This is a genomic window from Hoeflea algicola, from assembly GCF_026619415.1.
Classification (GTDB): Bacteria; Pseudomonadota; Alphaproteobacteria; order Rhizobiales; family Rhizobiaceae; genus Hoeflea; species Hoeflea algicola.
On sequence record NZ_JAOVZR010000001.1, the window covers coordinates 2,828,254 to 2,843,576 of the forward strand.

Consider the following 15,323-nt stretch of genomic DNA (forward strand, 5'->3'; position numbering starts at 1 on the left):
AGCTTTGATGCTGACCCGGGCTGAACACCGCGCAGCGAGGGCCGGCGGCATTGCCGCCCTCGCTGTCATCGGCCTGGCTCTGGCCTTGCCGATCATCGTGCTCGTCTCCTATGGCCTAAGCAGCGATGCCGGCACCAGTCAGGGCAGCTATCTCTACCGGATCACCCGCTTCACCTTGTTGCAGGCAGGTCTTTCGTCCCTGCTCAGTGTCGTCTTCGCGGTTCCGCTGGCACGTGCACTGGCCCGTCGCCCGGTTTTCCCGGGACGGCGCTGGTTGATCATCCTCTTCACCCTGCCTCTCGGCCTGCCGCCACTGGTGGCTGCCCTTGGCCTGATCGAGATCTGGGGCCGCAACGGTGTTGCCAACACCGCCCTGGGTTATCTCGGCGCACAAACTCCCTTCTCGATTTACGGCCTGGGCGGCATATTGCTGGCGCATGTGTTTTTCAACCTGCCGCTCGCCACCCGCTTGATCCTGCCCGGCCTTGAACGGCTGCCGCGGGAATACTGGAAGACCGCCGCCAACCTCGGCATGGGCGGATTCAGCCTGTTCCGGCTGGTCGAATGGCCGGCAATGCGCGGGTCGATTGCCGGCGCCGCGGGTCTGGTCTTCATGCTCTGCGCCACCTCGTTCACACTCGTTCTGGTGCTTGGTGGCGGGCCGCGGGCGACAACGCTGGAAGTGGCGATCTACCAGGCGCTGCGGTTCGATTTCGATCCCGGCCGGGCGGTGCTCTTGTCGACTATCCAGATCGTCCTGACGCTGACCATCATGGCAGGCCTCAAGCTTGTTTCCGCGCCGGCCGATCCCGGCAATACCAAGGGTGGCAGCGCCCACCGGCCCGATGTCCGCGGCGGCGTGCACGCAATTGCCGATGCGGCTCTGATCCTGCTCGCGGTCATTTTCGTGGCAGCGCCGATGCTTGCCGTGATCGGCGCCGGACTGGTGGCGGATCTGCCGCGCCTGCTTTCCGACGCGATTTTCTGGCGGGCAACCGCAACCAGCCTCGGCATCGGCATCGCTTCGGCAGTGCTGGCCCTGTTGCTCTCAAGCCTGATGGTGCGAGCCCGACATTCGGCCAACGCCCCGACGTCCGCACCAGCGCCACGCCGGTTGTCAGGCCTCCGTTTGTTGTCCGCAATGTGGGGCGCTGCCGGATCACTGACGCTGCTGGTGCCGCCGGTGGTGCTGGGCGCCGGCTGGTTCCTGATGCTCGGCGGCGGCGCCGGGCAACTCGTTGCACCGCTCACCGCGATCGTCACCATCAACGCGCTGATGGCCCTTCCCTTCGTCATGCGGGTGATCGAGCCCGCCTATAATACCGCCATGGCGCGCAACAGCCAGCTGGCGCTGTCACTCGGCATCACCGGCATTAACCGCATAAGGCAGATCGACCTGAAGGCGATGCTGCTGCCGTTGGCGACCGGGTTTGCCTTTGCCTTGGCGCTGTCACTGGGTGATCTCGGCGCCATCGCCCTGTTTGGCAGCGATCGCATCATCACCTTGCCATGGCTGCTCTACCAGAAGCTCGGCAGTTACCGCACCACCGACGCCGCCGGGCTGGCGCTACTCCTGGGAATCGCCACAATGGTGCTTATCTTCATCGCCGACCGGCTCGGCAACCGCGGCGGGACCCAGCAACCATGACCACAAGCCCAGCCATCGATTTCGCTCATGTGGCCTATGGAATCGGCGATCTCAGCGCCGAATTCTCATTTGCCCGCGCCCCCGGTACGGTGACGGCCATTCTCGGGCCTTCCGGCGCCGGCAAGTCGACGCTGCTCAATCTCGCCGCCGGGTTTCTCACCCCGCGCTCCGGCGAAATTCGGATCGAGGGCCGCCGGGTCAACGATCTGCCGCCGTCCGAACGCGGCATTTCCATGGTGTTCCAGGACAACAACCTGTTTGCCCATCTCGACATACGAACCAATATCGGCATCGGCCTCGATCCGGCACTGCGGCTCGACGCCAGTGCTTGGGCACAGGTCGAAGCAGCGCTCGACCGGGTCGGGTTGCCCGGCTTCGGGCGGCGGATGCCTTCCACGCTCTCAGGCGGCGAACGCCAACGTGTTGCCCTTGCCCGTGCCTTCGCCCGTCGCCGCCCGCTGCTGCTGCTTGATGAACCATTTGATGGTCTCGGCCCGGGTCTGGCCGCCGACATGCTCGGTCTGATGCTCGACATCCGCGCCGAAGTCGGCGCTACCGTGTTGATGGTCACCCACGACCCCGACGAGGCCCGTGCGGCCGCAGACGAAGTGTTGTTCATCCACAAGGGGCGTATCGCCGCCGATGATCCGGCACAGGGCTTTTTTGAACGCCGCGATCTGCCCGATCTCGAGGCCTATCTCGGTCGTCAGAGCGGAAACTGAGCTTCCGCCACAATTTGGTCGCGCAGGTTTGCCACTGGAGAAGCGCCGCGAAGTAAGCTAAACCGTGGAACCGCCCCGGTTCCTGATGCTCCCCAGCCTCCGTCCCGGCATAGCTCAACCGAAAACAGACGCGGACAATGGCCAAGAACCCAAGCCCACTTTTGACCATGACTGCCCCTGGCAGGAGAACGCCCCGGCTGGCTCTGGCCGTGCTCGGCGCCGCGTTGCTGTTGTCGGGCTGCCAGACCCTTGGTGTCGACGTCTACGAACCCAGCCTGAAGCCCTCGGATGCGCCACAAACGGCCGAGAAGGCCGGTGCGAGCGATCCGCGAACTCGCATTGGCGCCGATCAGCATCCGCGCATCATCGCCAGTTACGGTGGCGAATTCCGCGACGCCAAGACCGAGCGGCTGGTCGCCCGCATTGTCGGCGCGCTCACACTGGTGTCGGAAAACCCGCAGCAGGCCTATCGTATCACCGTGCTCAATTCGCCCGCCGTCAACGCCTTCGCGCTGCCCGGCGGCTATCTGTATGTGACAAGAGGACTGTTGGCGCTCGCCAACGACGCATCCGAAGTTGCCGCCGTTCTGTCTCACGAAATGGCCCATGTTACGGCCAATCACGGCATCGAACGGCAACGCCGCGAACAGGAAGTCGAACTCGCGGGCCAGGTGGCCGAGGAGCTGTTTTCCGACTCACTCGCCGGACGGCAGGTACTCGCCCGGGGCAAGCTCTCGCTCGCGGCGTTCTCGCGCAACCAGGAACTTCAGGCCGATGTCATCGGGGTAAGGATGCTCGGCGAGGCCGGCTACGATCCGTTTGCCGCCGCCCGGTTCCTCGAATCGATGAACGCCAACCAGCGTTTTGGCGCCGTCGATCCTGAAGCCGACGCCAGCCTCGACTTTCTCGCCAGCCACCCCAACCCTCCGCAACGGGTGGAACTGGCCAAAAATCACGCGCGCGCCTTCGGCCAGGAAGGCGTCGGCGACCGCGGCCGTGACTACTACCTCGACGGTATCGACGGGTTGTTGTTCGGCGATAGCCCCAATGAAGGCTATGTGCGCGGCAATGAATTCCTGCATCCGGTGCTAGGTGTTCGGTTTGCTGTGCCCGAGGGTTTCCGGATCGACAACCAGGCCGAGGCGGTGTTGGCCACCGGGCCACGCGATCTGGCAATCCGCTTTGATGGCGTCACCGACAAAAGCCGGCAATCGCTGGCAACCTACATCGCCAGCGGCTGGGTCACCGGTCTTGATGAAAGCTCTATACGTCAAACCCGCATCGGCGGCCTGCCGGCGGCTACCGCCAAGGCAAGTGCCGATAAATGGGATTTCGACATCACCGTGATCCGCATCAAGGACCGGATTTACCGGTTCCTCACCGCCGCACCACGCGGCAGCAGTGATCTCGCCGCGACCGCCTCGATCATCCGCTCCGGGTTCCGCAAGATGTCGTCAAGCGAGATCAAGGCACTCAAGCCGCTGCGCATCCGCATTGTAACAGCGTCTGCGGGCGACACGCTCACCTCGCTGTCAGCACGGATGCGCAAGGTCGAGCTGTTCAGGCTGCTCAACGCGTTATCACCCGGCCAGACCATCAAGCCCGGACAACGGATCAAGATCGTCACCGACCAGTAAGAGGGGCGCCCGCCAAGTCGGCAGCGAGCGCAAGCTCCTCCGCGCGGGTTCCTGATTTGGCGCGCTTTGCCTGCCGGCAAAGTGTCACCCCGTCATGGCTGACCAGACCATTCTACAGACTGGCAATTTCCGGTGTCTGGGTCGAAAGCACCGCCCGGAGTTTTTCCAGCGCGCGGTTTTCGATCTGCCGGACCCGTTCCTTGGAAATGCCAAGCGCCGTGCCCAGCGATTCCAGCGTTGCCCCGTCTTCAGCCAGCCTACGCTCGCGAATGATTCTCAGCTCGCGCGGATTCAGCGTGTTGAGTGCGTCTCCAAGCCAGATGCTGCGCCGTTCCTCGTCAATGATTGTCGACACCTGCTCATCGGGCAGCGGTTCGTCGCTCTTGAGGAAGTCCATCCGATCCGAAGACGCGCCGCCTTCGCCGTCCGATATCGGCGCGTTGAGTGACGAATCCGACCCTGAAAGACGCGCGTCCATCACGGCAACATCCTTGGCCTTGACGCCAAGCGTGCCGGCGATCTGCGTATGGATGGCGCTTTCGGTCAGAGTCGGGTCGCCTTGGGCCAGCCGCGCCCTCAATCGCCGCAGGTTGAAAAACAGCGATTTCTGAGCCGAGCTGGTGCCGCCACGAACGATGGACCAGTTGCGCAGAATGTAATCCTGAATCGATGCCCGGATCCACCAACTGGCATAGGTGGAAAAGCGGACTTCGCGTTCCGGATCGAACCGGGCCGCTGCTTCCAGCAACCCGACATATCCTTCCTGCACGAGATCGCTCATCGGAAGGGCGAAATTGCGGAATTTCGACGCCATGGAAATAACCAGCCGCATATGCGCCATGGTGATCTTGTGGAGTGCATCCTGATCCCTGTGGTCTTTCCAGGCCACGGCGAGGTCATGTTCCTCCTCACGTTCGAGATAGGGAGCAGCCATTGCCGCGCGTACCATTTGCCGGTTTGCGGAAGTCGCTGTCATGACACCCTCCTTTCGATCTTATGTCCTATTCATATTACGCGCCTAACCGGACTTCGGATCATCAAGACCAATGACATCACCGTGATTGCACTTCCTGCCCTGGTTCCATGCCCTGCGATGGATGCAGACCGAATACGCCGCAATCAACCAATCTCGTTACGGTCTGCGCGTGTAACTCAACGGATGACAGAGCCGAAGGTTCCAATCAGAGCGTCGTCCTATTGATCGAATGAAGCAGCATAAAAAAGGCCCGGGTCGCTGCATGCGGCCCGGGCCTTGAAAGACTGCTGTGGGAAGCTGTTACGCAGCTTCTTCCTGGGCGCCATCTTGCGCGCCGTCCTGAGCGGCTTCCTCGTCACTGGCCTTGCCACGCTTGGGGCCCTTGTTGAGGTTGGTCTCGATCAGACGAACCGCCTCGGTGTCCGACATCTTGTTGACGGCCCCGAGTTCACGCGCCATCCGGTCGAGCGCTGCTTCATAAAGCTGACGTTCGGAATACGACTGTTCCGGCTGGTTTTCGGCCCGATACAGATCGCGAACGACTTCTGCGATCGAAATCAGATCGCCGGAATTGATCTTGGCATCATATTCCTGCGCACGGCGCGACCACATGGTGCGCTTGACGCGGGCGCGACCCTGCACAACCTTCAATGCGCGCTCAACAAAGTCGGTTTCCGACAGTTTGCGCATACCGATGGTTGAAGCCTTGGCGACCGGCACCTTGAGCCGCATCTTGTCCTTTTCGAAATCGATCACAAAAAGCTCAAGCTTGTGACCCGCCACTTCCTGTTCTTCAATGGCGACAATCTGGCCAACGCCGTGAGCCGGATAAACAATCGCTTCACCGGTCTTGAAACCCTGTCTCTGTGAAGGCTTTTTCTGCTGGGTTGTCATGCGTTTTCAAAACTCCCTGTTACGGAACCGGACACTGGAGCACGGACATGGTTTGTCCGGACAGGTCCTGCGCACGCCGGGGGGCGTATGCCCTAACAAAACCACGACGCGGGCAAAACCGGCAAAACGGACGAATTGGACAAACGTCGCGCGGCGAGTGCCGTTCCGCCAGCACTTGCGCTGAGAGGAGGTCGGTCGCCGTTGGTAAGGACGTTTACTTCCGTTTTTGCTTCTTGTTTCGCCCCGACGGCGCCTTGAAGATGTCAGTAAGACGAAACCTATCACAAAATATGACGGAAATCAACGATTTGCGCGCGCACGTCGCTGCCGCCCATCATCATCGATGTCGGCAATCGTCCTCCATGATGCAACGCAACAGTCAAATTGCTGCAAAGCAACATCAAATGGCGTGATCAGTCGCCCTCGCCGGGCTCCGCCGAAAAGTACTTTTCGAACTTGGCAGGCGTACCGTCAAAATCCTTGGCGTCGGCAGGCGGGTCGCGCTTGATTGTAATGTTGGGCCATTTATCGGCGAATTCGGTGTTGACCTCAAGCCATTTCTCAAGCCCCGGCTCGGTATCGGGCTTGATGGCCTCGGCCGGACATTCCGGCTCGCAAACGCCGCAATCGATGCATTCATCGGGGTGAATGACCAACATGTTGTCGCCCTCGTAGAAGCAGTCCACAGGGCAGACTTCAACGCAATCCATGTATTTGCAGCGGATGCAATTGTCGGTCACCACATAGGTCATCTGTATCTCCTGGCGTTTTGACGCGCTGCGCGTTCGTGCAATTGGGCGAATGCCGCACCGTCACTGTGTATTCATGCAACCGCGTTTTGGCTCAAGGAAAATTATTCCAATGCGAGACGCATTCATGAACAACGGCGGTGAGGTACCGGCTTTAAGCACGCTTTGCAAGACTTCCAGCGCCACCAATTTGCCGCACCGCGACAGACGCCCGCCATGTGCGACAAATCGTCAGCCATTCGCAAACAAGGCACACCCCGCGCGCGATCGGGCCGCAGCGGTCAATCGTCTGCATCTGACTGGAGAAACCGGTCGATTACCCGCCGGTCACGTTTGGTCGGACGGCCGGCGCCGGGTTCCCTCTGGCCCACGGCATTGATCTTTTGTGTTTCGCTCGGCGCGGGCGTGAGGTCATCATACAGCGCCTGGGCTTCCGGCGCGGGACCGCGCCGATGGCCGCAGGCAACGATTCTGAGCACCAGGATACGGCGCTCCAACGAAATCGTCAGCACGTCCCCCGGCTTGACCGAAAGACTCGGCTGATCGATCTTTTCGCTGTTGACCCGCACATTGCCACCGGCAACAAACTTGCCGGCAAGGGTCCGGGATTTGAGCACGCGCGCGAAAAACAACCATTTGTCGATTCGCAGGCGCGCCGGTTGATTCATTCAGGCCCGGCCTATTTTTTCAGCTTGTCACGCAAGGCCGCCAGAGCAGCAAACGGTGAATCCGGGTCAATCGGCTTTTCCCGTTGTGGCGGGCGCTCGGTCCGCGGCGCGCGATGGCCCTCACCAACCTTGCCTGCGCCAGCCTTGCCGTAACCGCCCTTGCCGCCACCCGGCTTGCCACCCTTGCCGTGAGGACCGGGCTTGCCTCGGTGGCCACGGTTGGGGCGGCCTTCACCGCCCGCATCACCATCCGTAGCGCCGGTCTTCTCGCCACCACGCGCACCGCGATTGCCGCCATCACGCCTACCCCGGCCTTCACCGGCGCCTGGGCGCGCTCCCCGTTGCCCACCAGGGCGCCACAACAGCACCGGGCGTGGTGTTTCGGCTTCATCAGCCTCGGTTTCTGCGCCAGCGGGAGCATCAGCCTTTACCGCATCGGATTCAACCGCAGCGGCCACGGGCTCGGCCTGATCGCCGTTTGCCGCGACTGCTTCATCCGTCGAGGTTTTCACATCCGCATCGCCGGTCTCAGCGGCTGCGGGCGTAATCTCCGCCGCGGCCTCGGATGTTTCAGCCGGCACGATCGCCTCGAACACCCCAGTCGGCTTCGCATCTTCCGCCACAGCAGGTGCGTCGCCTTCAACCGATGCGGTGGGCTTCAGCGGGCGCTCTGCGGCCGTACGTGAAACTACGACCTCGACCACCGGCCCCTTGCTGTCGCCGCCTACAGTGTTGACCTGAGCCGCTTCAAGGGCGGCGATGTGAGCTTGCGCCGCTTCGGCCGGAACCTCATCGGCACGATAGCCAAGCCCCTTGAGGATTTCCTCGATATCGTCCTGGGTAGCGCCCAGGATCGACAGCATGCCGGTTGTAGTGATGAAACGTCGACCGTCATAAGCCGCTTCCGGCCGCGCGCCAGCAGCTCCCGGGTTCCACTGCAGTGCCGGACGGATCAGATCGGCCAGACGCTCCAGAATGTCGACCCGCACGGCGCGTTTTCCCAGGAACCGGAAACCGGCCAGCCGGTAGAACTCGCGATCAATCGCCGGATCAGTGGCAACCGAGGTGCGACCAGCAGCCAATAGCGGCGTCACATCACCATAGCCCGGCTTTGTGAAGCCATCATTGACCAGCGCCCACAACAGCGTCACCAGTTCGGCCGGCGCCGGCTTCAGCAAGGCCGGCATGAAAATATGATAGGCCCCGAAGCGGATGCCATATTTGCGCAGGCTTGCGCGCGCCGACTGGTCAAGATCCTTGATCATGTCGGTAACGTCGCGACGGAACAGAATGCCGAGGCTTTCAGCCAGCCGGAAAGCCAGCCCCCGCGCCAGACCGTCAAGATCTTCCGCCCGAGCCAGATCATCGAGAGGCTTGAGCACGGTGGCGATATGATGATTGACAAACCGGTCGATGCGCGCAGCAACGAAATCGCGCGCAGCACCGCTCAGTTGTTCGTCGGCAAGCAGGATCGCCCGCGGTTTGAGCACATGGTCGCCGGCGGCCAACTTCGCCACCGGATCACCGAGCCAGCGCACCGTGCCGTCCGCGCCAATGGCGAAATCGGAATTGCCCGAAGCGTGCAGCCGTGCTGCCCGCGCCTCGTACTCCAGCGCCAACGCCTTTTGCGCGGCCGCACTGACCGCCTTGGCGTCGGTACCTTCCGCCGAGGTGTCAGCCACGAACCGGAATCCGGCTAATTGTCCAATCAGGTGACCTTCTACGAAAACATCACCATTCACACTAATTTCTGCTTCGAGCATAGAATTCTCTCTCAGGCGCCTCATGAGCACAGATGTCCTGCGGTCAACGAAGCGTTTCGTCAACCTTTCATGCAGTGCATCTGACAATCGATCTTCAATTTCGCGAGTCTTTTCCTGCCAGTGTGTCGGATCGGCAAGCCAATTGGGCCGATTTGAGATATATGTCCAGGTTCGGATCTGTGAAATCCGCGCCGACAAAGTGTCGATTTCGCCATCGGTAGAATCGGTTCGGCGCACCTGTTCGGCAAGAAAATCCTCGTTGACGGCTCCGCGGCGTATCAGATCGCCATAGATCGTGGCGATCAGATCGGCGTGTTGGGCCGGTGCGATACGCCGGTAATCGGGCAAAGCGCAAACATCCCACAAGGTGGCAACATTGCCCGGCGTGCTGGCGAGGTCACGAACTTCGAAATCATTAACCAGATGTTCAAGTGCCCGCTGATCGACCGTCGGCAGCGCCCGTGTCAGCCCCTGGAGCGCCGGAACCTGTTCCAAGCTCGCCTGCAATGTCTGCAGGCTGGAAAAATCCAGTTGCTTGGAGCGCCACTGCAGAATCTTGACCGGTTCGAATACGTGGCTTTCCAGCCGCTGCACCAGATCATCGGCCAATGGATTGACCTGGCCGGTGACGCCGAAGGTGCCATCGCGCAGATGCCGTCCGGCACGGCCGGCGATCTGCCCGAACTCCGACGCGGTCAGTTGCCGGTAGGAATAGCCGTCGAATTTGCGCTCCTGGGCGAAGGCGACGTGATCGACATCGAGATTGAGCCCCATGCCGATTGCGTCGGTAGCGACCAGGTAGTCGACATCACCATTCTGGTAGAGCTCGACCTGGGCGTTTCGGGTGCGCGGGCTCAGCGCGCCCAGCACCACCGCAGCCCCGCCACGCTGGCGGCGCACCAGTTCGGCGATGGCGTAGACCTCGTCGGCGGAAAACGCAACGATCGCCGAGCGCCGCGGCAGCCGGGTGATCTTCTTCGAACCGGCATAGTGCAGTTCCGACAGCCTTGGCCGCTCGACGATGGTGATCCCTGGCAACAGGTGTTCGAGGATCCCGCGAACGGTGGCAGACCCCAGCAGCAATGTCTCCTCGCGACCGCGCAACGACAGGATCCGGTCGGTAAACACGTGCCCGCGCTCCAAGTCGCCGGCAATCTGCACCTCATCGATAGCCACAAAGGCGGCGTCAGTCTGCTGCGGCATCGCCTCCACTGTGCAGACCGAATAGCGCGCGCCCGGCGGGGTGATCTTTTCCTCGCCGGTGACCAGAGAGACATGCTGCGCACCGACCTTGTCGACCATGCGGCCATAGACTTCGCGCGCCAAAAGCCTCAGCGGCAAGCCGATCACCCCGGAGGAATGCGCGGCCATGCGCTCGATCGCATAATGGGTCTTGCCGGTGTTGGTCGGCCCAAGCACGGCAGTAACGCCGCGGCCAGACAGAATCAGCGGTTCGGGAGGGTGGCTGCGGGAAGCGGGCATCATCGTCCGTTTCAGGATCAGTACAAGCTTCGTCCTAGCACATTGGCAGGTTCGAAACAGTGCTAAAATCCGTTCCCATCACGGCCGCCGCGTTAACCAGGGGAACAGTGACGGAACAAACCAGCGACGAATCAATGACTCATCCATATTCTGCTTTTGTTCACCGCAACATATGGGAAAACCGACCGCGGATCGCACTAGATGCTGAATCAGCACGGCAACAACCTACGCGAATATCGGGGTGGCTGTTAACCTTTGCATCCAGCCGCTCCGGCACCGCAACCGGATTATTCGGCAATTTGCTCGACTTCATATTTCATTAATTATTCCAAACAGATCCCTAACGAAATCACTGGCATTTTCGATCCCGTGTTAACTTTCGGAACAGCGCCGGAACGAATCGGCGACGAATCACCTACCTGACTTGTTTCTCTGTTTGTTCACCCCAACATGTCGCAACAACGGCACAATCCCCTACCAGATACAGAACCGCCTGTTCGCCGAACCACGTCAAATGGGCCGCCACTGTTAACTTTTGCCAAACCATCGGCTTCCCTCCGGCACCATTTCGTTAGGAATTGATTAATCTTTCCAGACGGTTCGCGTGTACACGCAACAACAGCTCAACCCGCCACGTTAACTTTCAGAACAGCAGCGGAACGAATCAGCGATTTGCGGGCGTTGGCCGTTTGTTCACCGCAAAATCTGGTAGGAACTGCGTTCCCTGGGCACCATTTCCGGCGCCGCAGCCCCATTCCGCATCCGAAAATTCGTGCCAGAATTAACCTTTGTCCGGCTCACTTCGAGATACGCGGCGGGCGCAAATGAAAACGGCCCCCGAAGGAGCCGTTTGTTGTCGTGGCAGGATCAATGGCTTGATCAGCTGAAATACTGACCGCCATTGGCCGAGATCGTCGATCCAGTGATGAAACCGGCGTCGTCGGCCGCCAGGAACACCACCGCGCGGGCGATTTCCTCGGGCTCGCCAAGCCGGCCCACCGGAATCTGCGGGATGATGCGCTCCTTGAGTACCTTCTCGTCGATGGCCTTGACCATGTCGGTGCCGATATAGCCGGGGCAAATGGCGTTGACCGTGATGCCTGCGCGCGCGCCTTCCTGGGCCAGCGCCCGCGTAAAGCCGATGTCTCCGGCCTTGGCTGCCGAATAATTGACCTGTCCCGCCTGGCCCTTCTGGCCATTGATCGAGGAGATGTTGATAACACGGCCGAACTTGCGTTCGCGCATGCCGCTCCACACCGGGTTGGTCATGTTGAACAGGCCTGACAGATTGGTGGAAATCACTTCGTTCCACATCTGCGGCGTCATCTTGTGAAACATCCCGTCGCGGGTGATGCCTGCATTGTTGACCAGCACCGCCACCGGGCCGAGATCGGCTTCCACCTGGGCAATGCCGGCGACGCAAGCGTCGTAATCGGCGACCGACCATTTGAAGGCCTTGATCCCGGTTTCCGCGGTGAATTTCGCAGCCGCCTCGTCATTGCCAGCATAATTGGCGGCGACCGTATACCCGGCCGCTTTCAAGGCCACTGAAATCGCCGCCCCAATGCCCCGTGACCCTCCCGTCACGATTGCTACTTTACTCATGCCGATCCTCCCAGATTGTTATGATTATGTATTCAGTCGCGTTCGACACACATGGCCACACCCATGCCGCCACCGATGCACAGCGTCGCCAGGCCTTTCTTGGCGCCGCGGCGCTTCATTTCGAACAGCAAAGTGTTGAGAATGCGTGCGCCGGAAGCGCCGATCGGATGACCAATGGCAATCGCGCCGCCATTGACGTTAACGATCGCCTCGTCCCAACCGAGTTCCTTGTTGACCGCGCAGGCCTGCGCGGCAAAGGCTTCGTTGGCCTCGACCAGGTCTAGATCGCCGACACTCCAGCCTGCCTTTTCAAGGGCCTTGCGCGAAGCCGGGATCGGGCCTGTGCCCATGATCTGCGGATCGACGCCAGCGGTTGCCCATGAGACAATCCGCGCCAGCGGCTCGATACCACGCTTCTTGGCTTCCTCGGCACTCATCAGCACCACAGCACCAGCACCATCGTTCAACCCCGAGGCGTTGGCGGCGGTTACCGTGCCTTCCTTGTCGAAGGCCGGGCGCAGCTTGCCGACGCCATCGATCGTGGTGCCGGCCTTGATGTACTCGTCATGCTCAACGGTGACATCGCCCTTGCGGCCCTTGATCACAAACGGAACGATCTCGTCGGCGAACCGGCCTGCCTTCTGGGCGGCTTCCGCCTTGTTCTGCGAAGCCACGGCGAAAGTGTCCTGCTGCTCGCGGCTGAGCTGCCATTTCTTGGCGATGTTTTCGGCAGTCACGCCCATATGGTAGCCGTAGAACGCATCGGTTAGGCCGTCGCTCAGCATGGTATCGGTAAACTTGACGTCGCCCATCTTGGTACCAGCGCGCAGATGCGCGCAATGCGGCGCCATCGACATGGATTCCTGCCCGCCGGCGACTATGATCTTGGCATCGCCCATGGCGATCTGCTGCATGCCGAGCGCGACCGCGCGCAGGCCCGAACCGCACAGCTGGTTGAGCCCCCAGGCAGTGGTTTCCTGCGGGATGCCAGCCGCCATCGCCGCCTGGCGCGCCGGGTTCTGGCCTTCGCCCGCGGGCAGCACCTGCCCCATGATGACTTCGTCGACATCGGCACCATCAACGCCGGCGCGTTCGAGCGCCGCCTTGATCGCGGCCGCGCCAAGCGCGTGGGCGGAGACATTTGCGAATGCGCCGTTGAAGGACCCAACGGGGGTACGGGCGGCGCTGGCGATAACGATTGAGCTCATGACGAAATTCCTGTCATCTGAAAGTGTGAGGCTGGATCGAACGTGACGGAGCTTGATCCGGCTGTCAAATATCGCACTGCAAAAAACACGGCGCAATCGATATAATCAAAACTATTGTATGACCTGCGGAAGGCCGCATTCACCGCAATGCACAAAGGAATTGTCATTCCAAGGCATTTTCGCCTACAGTCCTGTTCAAACTATGACATTCAGGATCAAGATCCTGGGTCCAACAGGACCTTGAAGGAGAGCGAAGATGGCAAAAAACAGTGGCCCGGTAACAATCAAGAAATATGCCAATCGCCGTCTCTACAATACCGGGACGAGCACCTATGTGACGCTCGATGACCTCGCGGTGATGGTCAAGAAGGGCGAGGATTTTTCGGTTCTGGACGCCAAGAGCGGCGACGACATTACCCATTCGGTTCTCACCCAGATCATTTTCGAGCAGGAATCCAAAACCGGCAATACTCTGCTGCCGGTATCCTTCCTGCGGCAACTGATCTCGTTTTACGGTGACCAACTGCAGATGGTGGTGCCAAGCTATCTCGAACATTCGATGTCGGCGCTGACCGACCAGCAGGAACAGATGCGCGCCCAGCTCGCCAGCACCAATGGCAACAATCCGATGGCGCCCAACATCCAGCTACCGTTGCAGCTGGTCGAGGACCAGGTGCGCCGCAACACCGAGATGTTCCAGAAGGCGATGCAGATGTTTTCGCCGTTTGCGTTGGGTCATTCGGGCGAGCCCGAGGACAGCCAGAAGAAGTCTGACACGTCCAAGGACATCGACGATCTGAAAGCGCAACTCAAGGCCTTGCAGGACAAGATCAACTCGATCGGCAATTAAGCGGTACGCGCTTCTCCAAGCAGCGCCGTACCCGGAGTGGCAGCGCCGCTTCGGCTGCGCCACCTGCGCCCCAACCCGACGCGTCCGGCCTTAGCTCGGCCGATTGTATCGCTATTCCGATAGCAGCTTCCCGCCTCATATTCCGAACAGATAACTGGCGTCCCCGCCGCTTTGATGCGTATACCTGTTTCGATTTTTCCAACGATTTCATGAGAGGTATGCACCATGACCGACCTTACGCTCGCCAAGTCGCTCAAGATCATCACAGCGGCGCTCGCCAAGGGCAAGGAACTGGATCTCAAACCGCTGAGCGTTGTCGTGCTGGACGCAGGCGGCCACCCCAAGGCGTTTCAACGCCAGGACGGCGCCTCGATGATGCGCTTTGAAATAGCCAGCGGCAAAGCCTATGGCGCGCTGGCCGTTGGCGCCGGCTCGCGCTGGCTCAACGCCCAGGCTGAAACCCGGCCGCATTTCCTCGAGGGGCTGTCGGCGGTCTCCGGCGGCAAAATCGTTGCCGTCCCGGGCGGTGTTCTGGTCCGCGACCGCAAGAGCGCCATCATCGGCGCGGTCGGAATCACCGGAGATTCATCCGATAATGACGAGATCTGCGCCATTACCGGCATCGAAGCCGCAGGCTTAACCGCCGACGGCGGCTGAACCACTACAGACCGATGGAAACATCGCGGCCGGCCGAGCGGATAGCGACGGAAAAACCGGCGATCACGTCGATTAGAGCCGTCACCATCAGGATGAAAAACACCTGGGTGGCGGCATCCCGCACGAGCAGAAACTCGACCAGAAACGCCACGAAAACAAACATCGACAGCATGTGATCGATCACTGACCAGGCGCCGGTACGGGTTGCTTTCAGCACTTCGATGAACAACAGCCCCAGCGCGATGACAATCAGCAGGTCACCCAGACTCATGGTCCAGGTTGCCCCCGACATCATCGACATCGAGGTGACGGTAGAACCCAGCCCGGCAATACCGCCGCCGACGATTCCCAGCATGACAAGATTGTAGAGCACCAGTGGCACGATCATCAGCGGAATGGCGGCAAGCATGGGATATATCCTCGTGGTGGCAGATAAGGCGCACCCGGCCCCGATGGAGCCAGGC

13 protein-coding genes are annotated in these 15,323 nt (G+C 60.8%); 5 read left to right on the top strand and 8 right to left on the bottom strand.

Going from position 1 to position 15,323, the window contains the following annotated elements; translation table 11 throughout:
• Positions 1-7 precede the first annotated feature (7 nt).
• The 3 genes from thiP to OEG84_RS13900 all read left to right on the top strand — a co-directional run bounded on the left by thiP (position 8) and on the right by OEG84_RS13900 (position 4,007).
• Positions 8-1,648, top strand: a complete 1,641-nt coding sequence (gene thiP, locus OEG84_RS13890) for a thiamine/thiamine pyrophosphate ABC transporter permease (RefSeq protein ID WP_267654293.1) — start codon at positions 8-10, stop codon at positions 1,646-1,648.
• Positions 1,645-2,370 carry a thiamine ABC transporter ATP-binding protein gene (locus OEG84_RS13895; RefSeq protein ID WP_267654294.1) on the top strand — a complete coding sequence of 242 codons (726 nt, stop codon included), beginning with the start codon at positions 1,645-1,647 and terminating at the stop codon, positions 2,368-2,370. Before thiP ends, OEG84_RS13895 begins: the two co-directional genes overlap by 4 nt.
• 167 nt (positions 2,371-2,537) lie before the next feature.
• Positions 2,538-4,007: a M48 family metalloprotease gene (locus tag OEG84_RS13900; protein WP_267656186.1), complete on the top strand. Its 1,470-nt coding sequence runs from the start codon at positions 2,538-2,540 to the stop codon at positions 4,005-4,007.
• Positions 4,008-4,119: 112 nt separating this feature from the next.
• On the opposite strand, the gene OEG84_RS13905 is transcribed toward OEG84_RS13900, so the two are convergent.
• The 7 genes from OEG84_RS13905 to OEG84_RS13935 form a co-directional block, all read right to left on the bottom strand.
• A complete protein-coding gene (locus OEG84_RS13905; RefSeq protein WP_267654295.1) occupies positions 4,120-4,983 on the bottom strand; it encodes an RNA polymerase factor sigma-32 in 864 nt (287 codons plus the stop codon).
• A 300-nt stretch (positions 4,984-5,283) separates the two neighbouring features.
• Complete coding sequence (locus OEG84_RS13910; protein ID WP_267654296.1) at positions 5,284-5,877, bottom strand: CarD family transcriptional regulator; 594 nt, start codon at positions 5,875-5,877, stop codon at positions 5,284-5,286.
• Positions 5,878-6,290: 413 nt separating this feature from the next.
• On the bottom strand, positions 6,291-6,629 hold the full coding sequence (gene fdxA / locus OEG84_RS13915; RefSeq protein ID WP_267654297.1) for a ferredoxin FdxA: 339 nt from the start codon (positions 6,627-6,629) through the stop codon (positions 6,291-6,293).
• 278 nt (positions 6,630-6,907) lie between these two features.
• Positions 6,908-7,294: an RNA-binding S4 domain-containing protein gene (locus tag OEG84_RS13920; protein ID WP_267654298.1), complete on the bottom strand. Its 387-nt coding sequence runs from the start codon at positions 7,292-7,294 to the stop codon at positions 6,908-6,910.
• 11 nt (positions 7,295-7,305) lie between these two features.
• Positions 7,306-10,539: a helicase-related protein gene (locus OEG84_RS13925; protein WP_425602916.1), complete on the bottom strand. Its 3,234-nt coding sequence runs from the start codon at positions 10,537-10,539 to the stop codon at positions 7,306-7,308.
• An 879-nt stretch (positions 10,540-11,418) separates the two neighbouring features.
• Positions 11,419-12,144, bottom strand: a complete 726-nt coding sequence (gene phbB, locus OEG84_RS13930) for an acetoacetyl-CoA reductase (RefSeq protein WP_267654300.1) — start codon at positions 12,142-12,144, stop codon at positions 11,419-11,421.
• A 32-nt stretch (positions 12,145-12,176) separates the two neighbouring features.
• Entirely contained in the window at positions 12,177-13,352 is a 1,176-nt protein-coding gene (locus OEG84_RS13935; RefSeq protein ID WP_267654301.1) for an acetyl-CoA C-acetyltransferase, read from the bottom strand.
• A gap of 256 nt (positions 13,353-13,608) precedes the next feature.
• On the opposite strand from OEG84_RS13935, the gene phaR reads away from it, so the two are divergent.
• Together phaR and OEG84_RS13945 are read left to right on the top strand one after the other, a co-directional pair.
• A complete protein-coding gene (phaR, locus tag OEG84_RS13940) occupies positions 13,609-14,202 on the top strand; it encodes a polyhydroxyalkanoate synthesis repressor PhaR (RefSeq protein ID WP_267654302.1) in 594 nt (197 codons plus the stop codon).
• Between the two features lie 225 nt (positions 14,203-14,427).
• Positions 14,428-14,859 carry a GlcG/HbpS family heme-binding protein gene (locus OEG84_RS13945; RefSeq protein WP_267654303.1) on the top strand — a complete coding sequence of 144 codons (432 nt, stop codon included), beginning with the start codon at positions 14,428-14,430 and terminating at the stop codon, positions 14,857-14,859.
• A gap of 4 nt (positions 14,860-14,863) precedes the next feature.
• Here OEG84_RS13945 and OEG84_RS13950 read toward each other — a convergent pair whose 3' ends face one another.
• Entirely contained in the window at positions 14,864-15,268 is a 405-nt protein-coding gene (locus OEG84_RS13950) for a hypothetical protein (RefSeq protein ID WP_267654304.1), read from the bottom strand.
• Between the last annotated feature and the right edge of the window lie 55 nt (positions 15,269-15,323).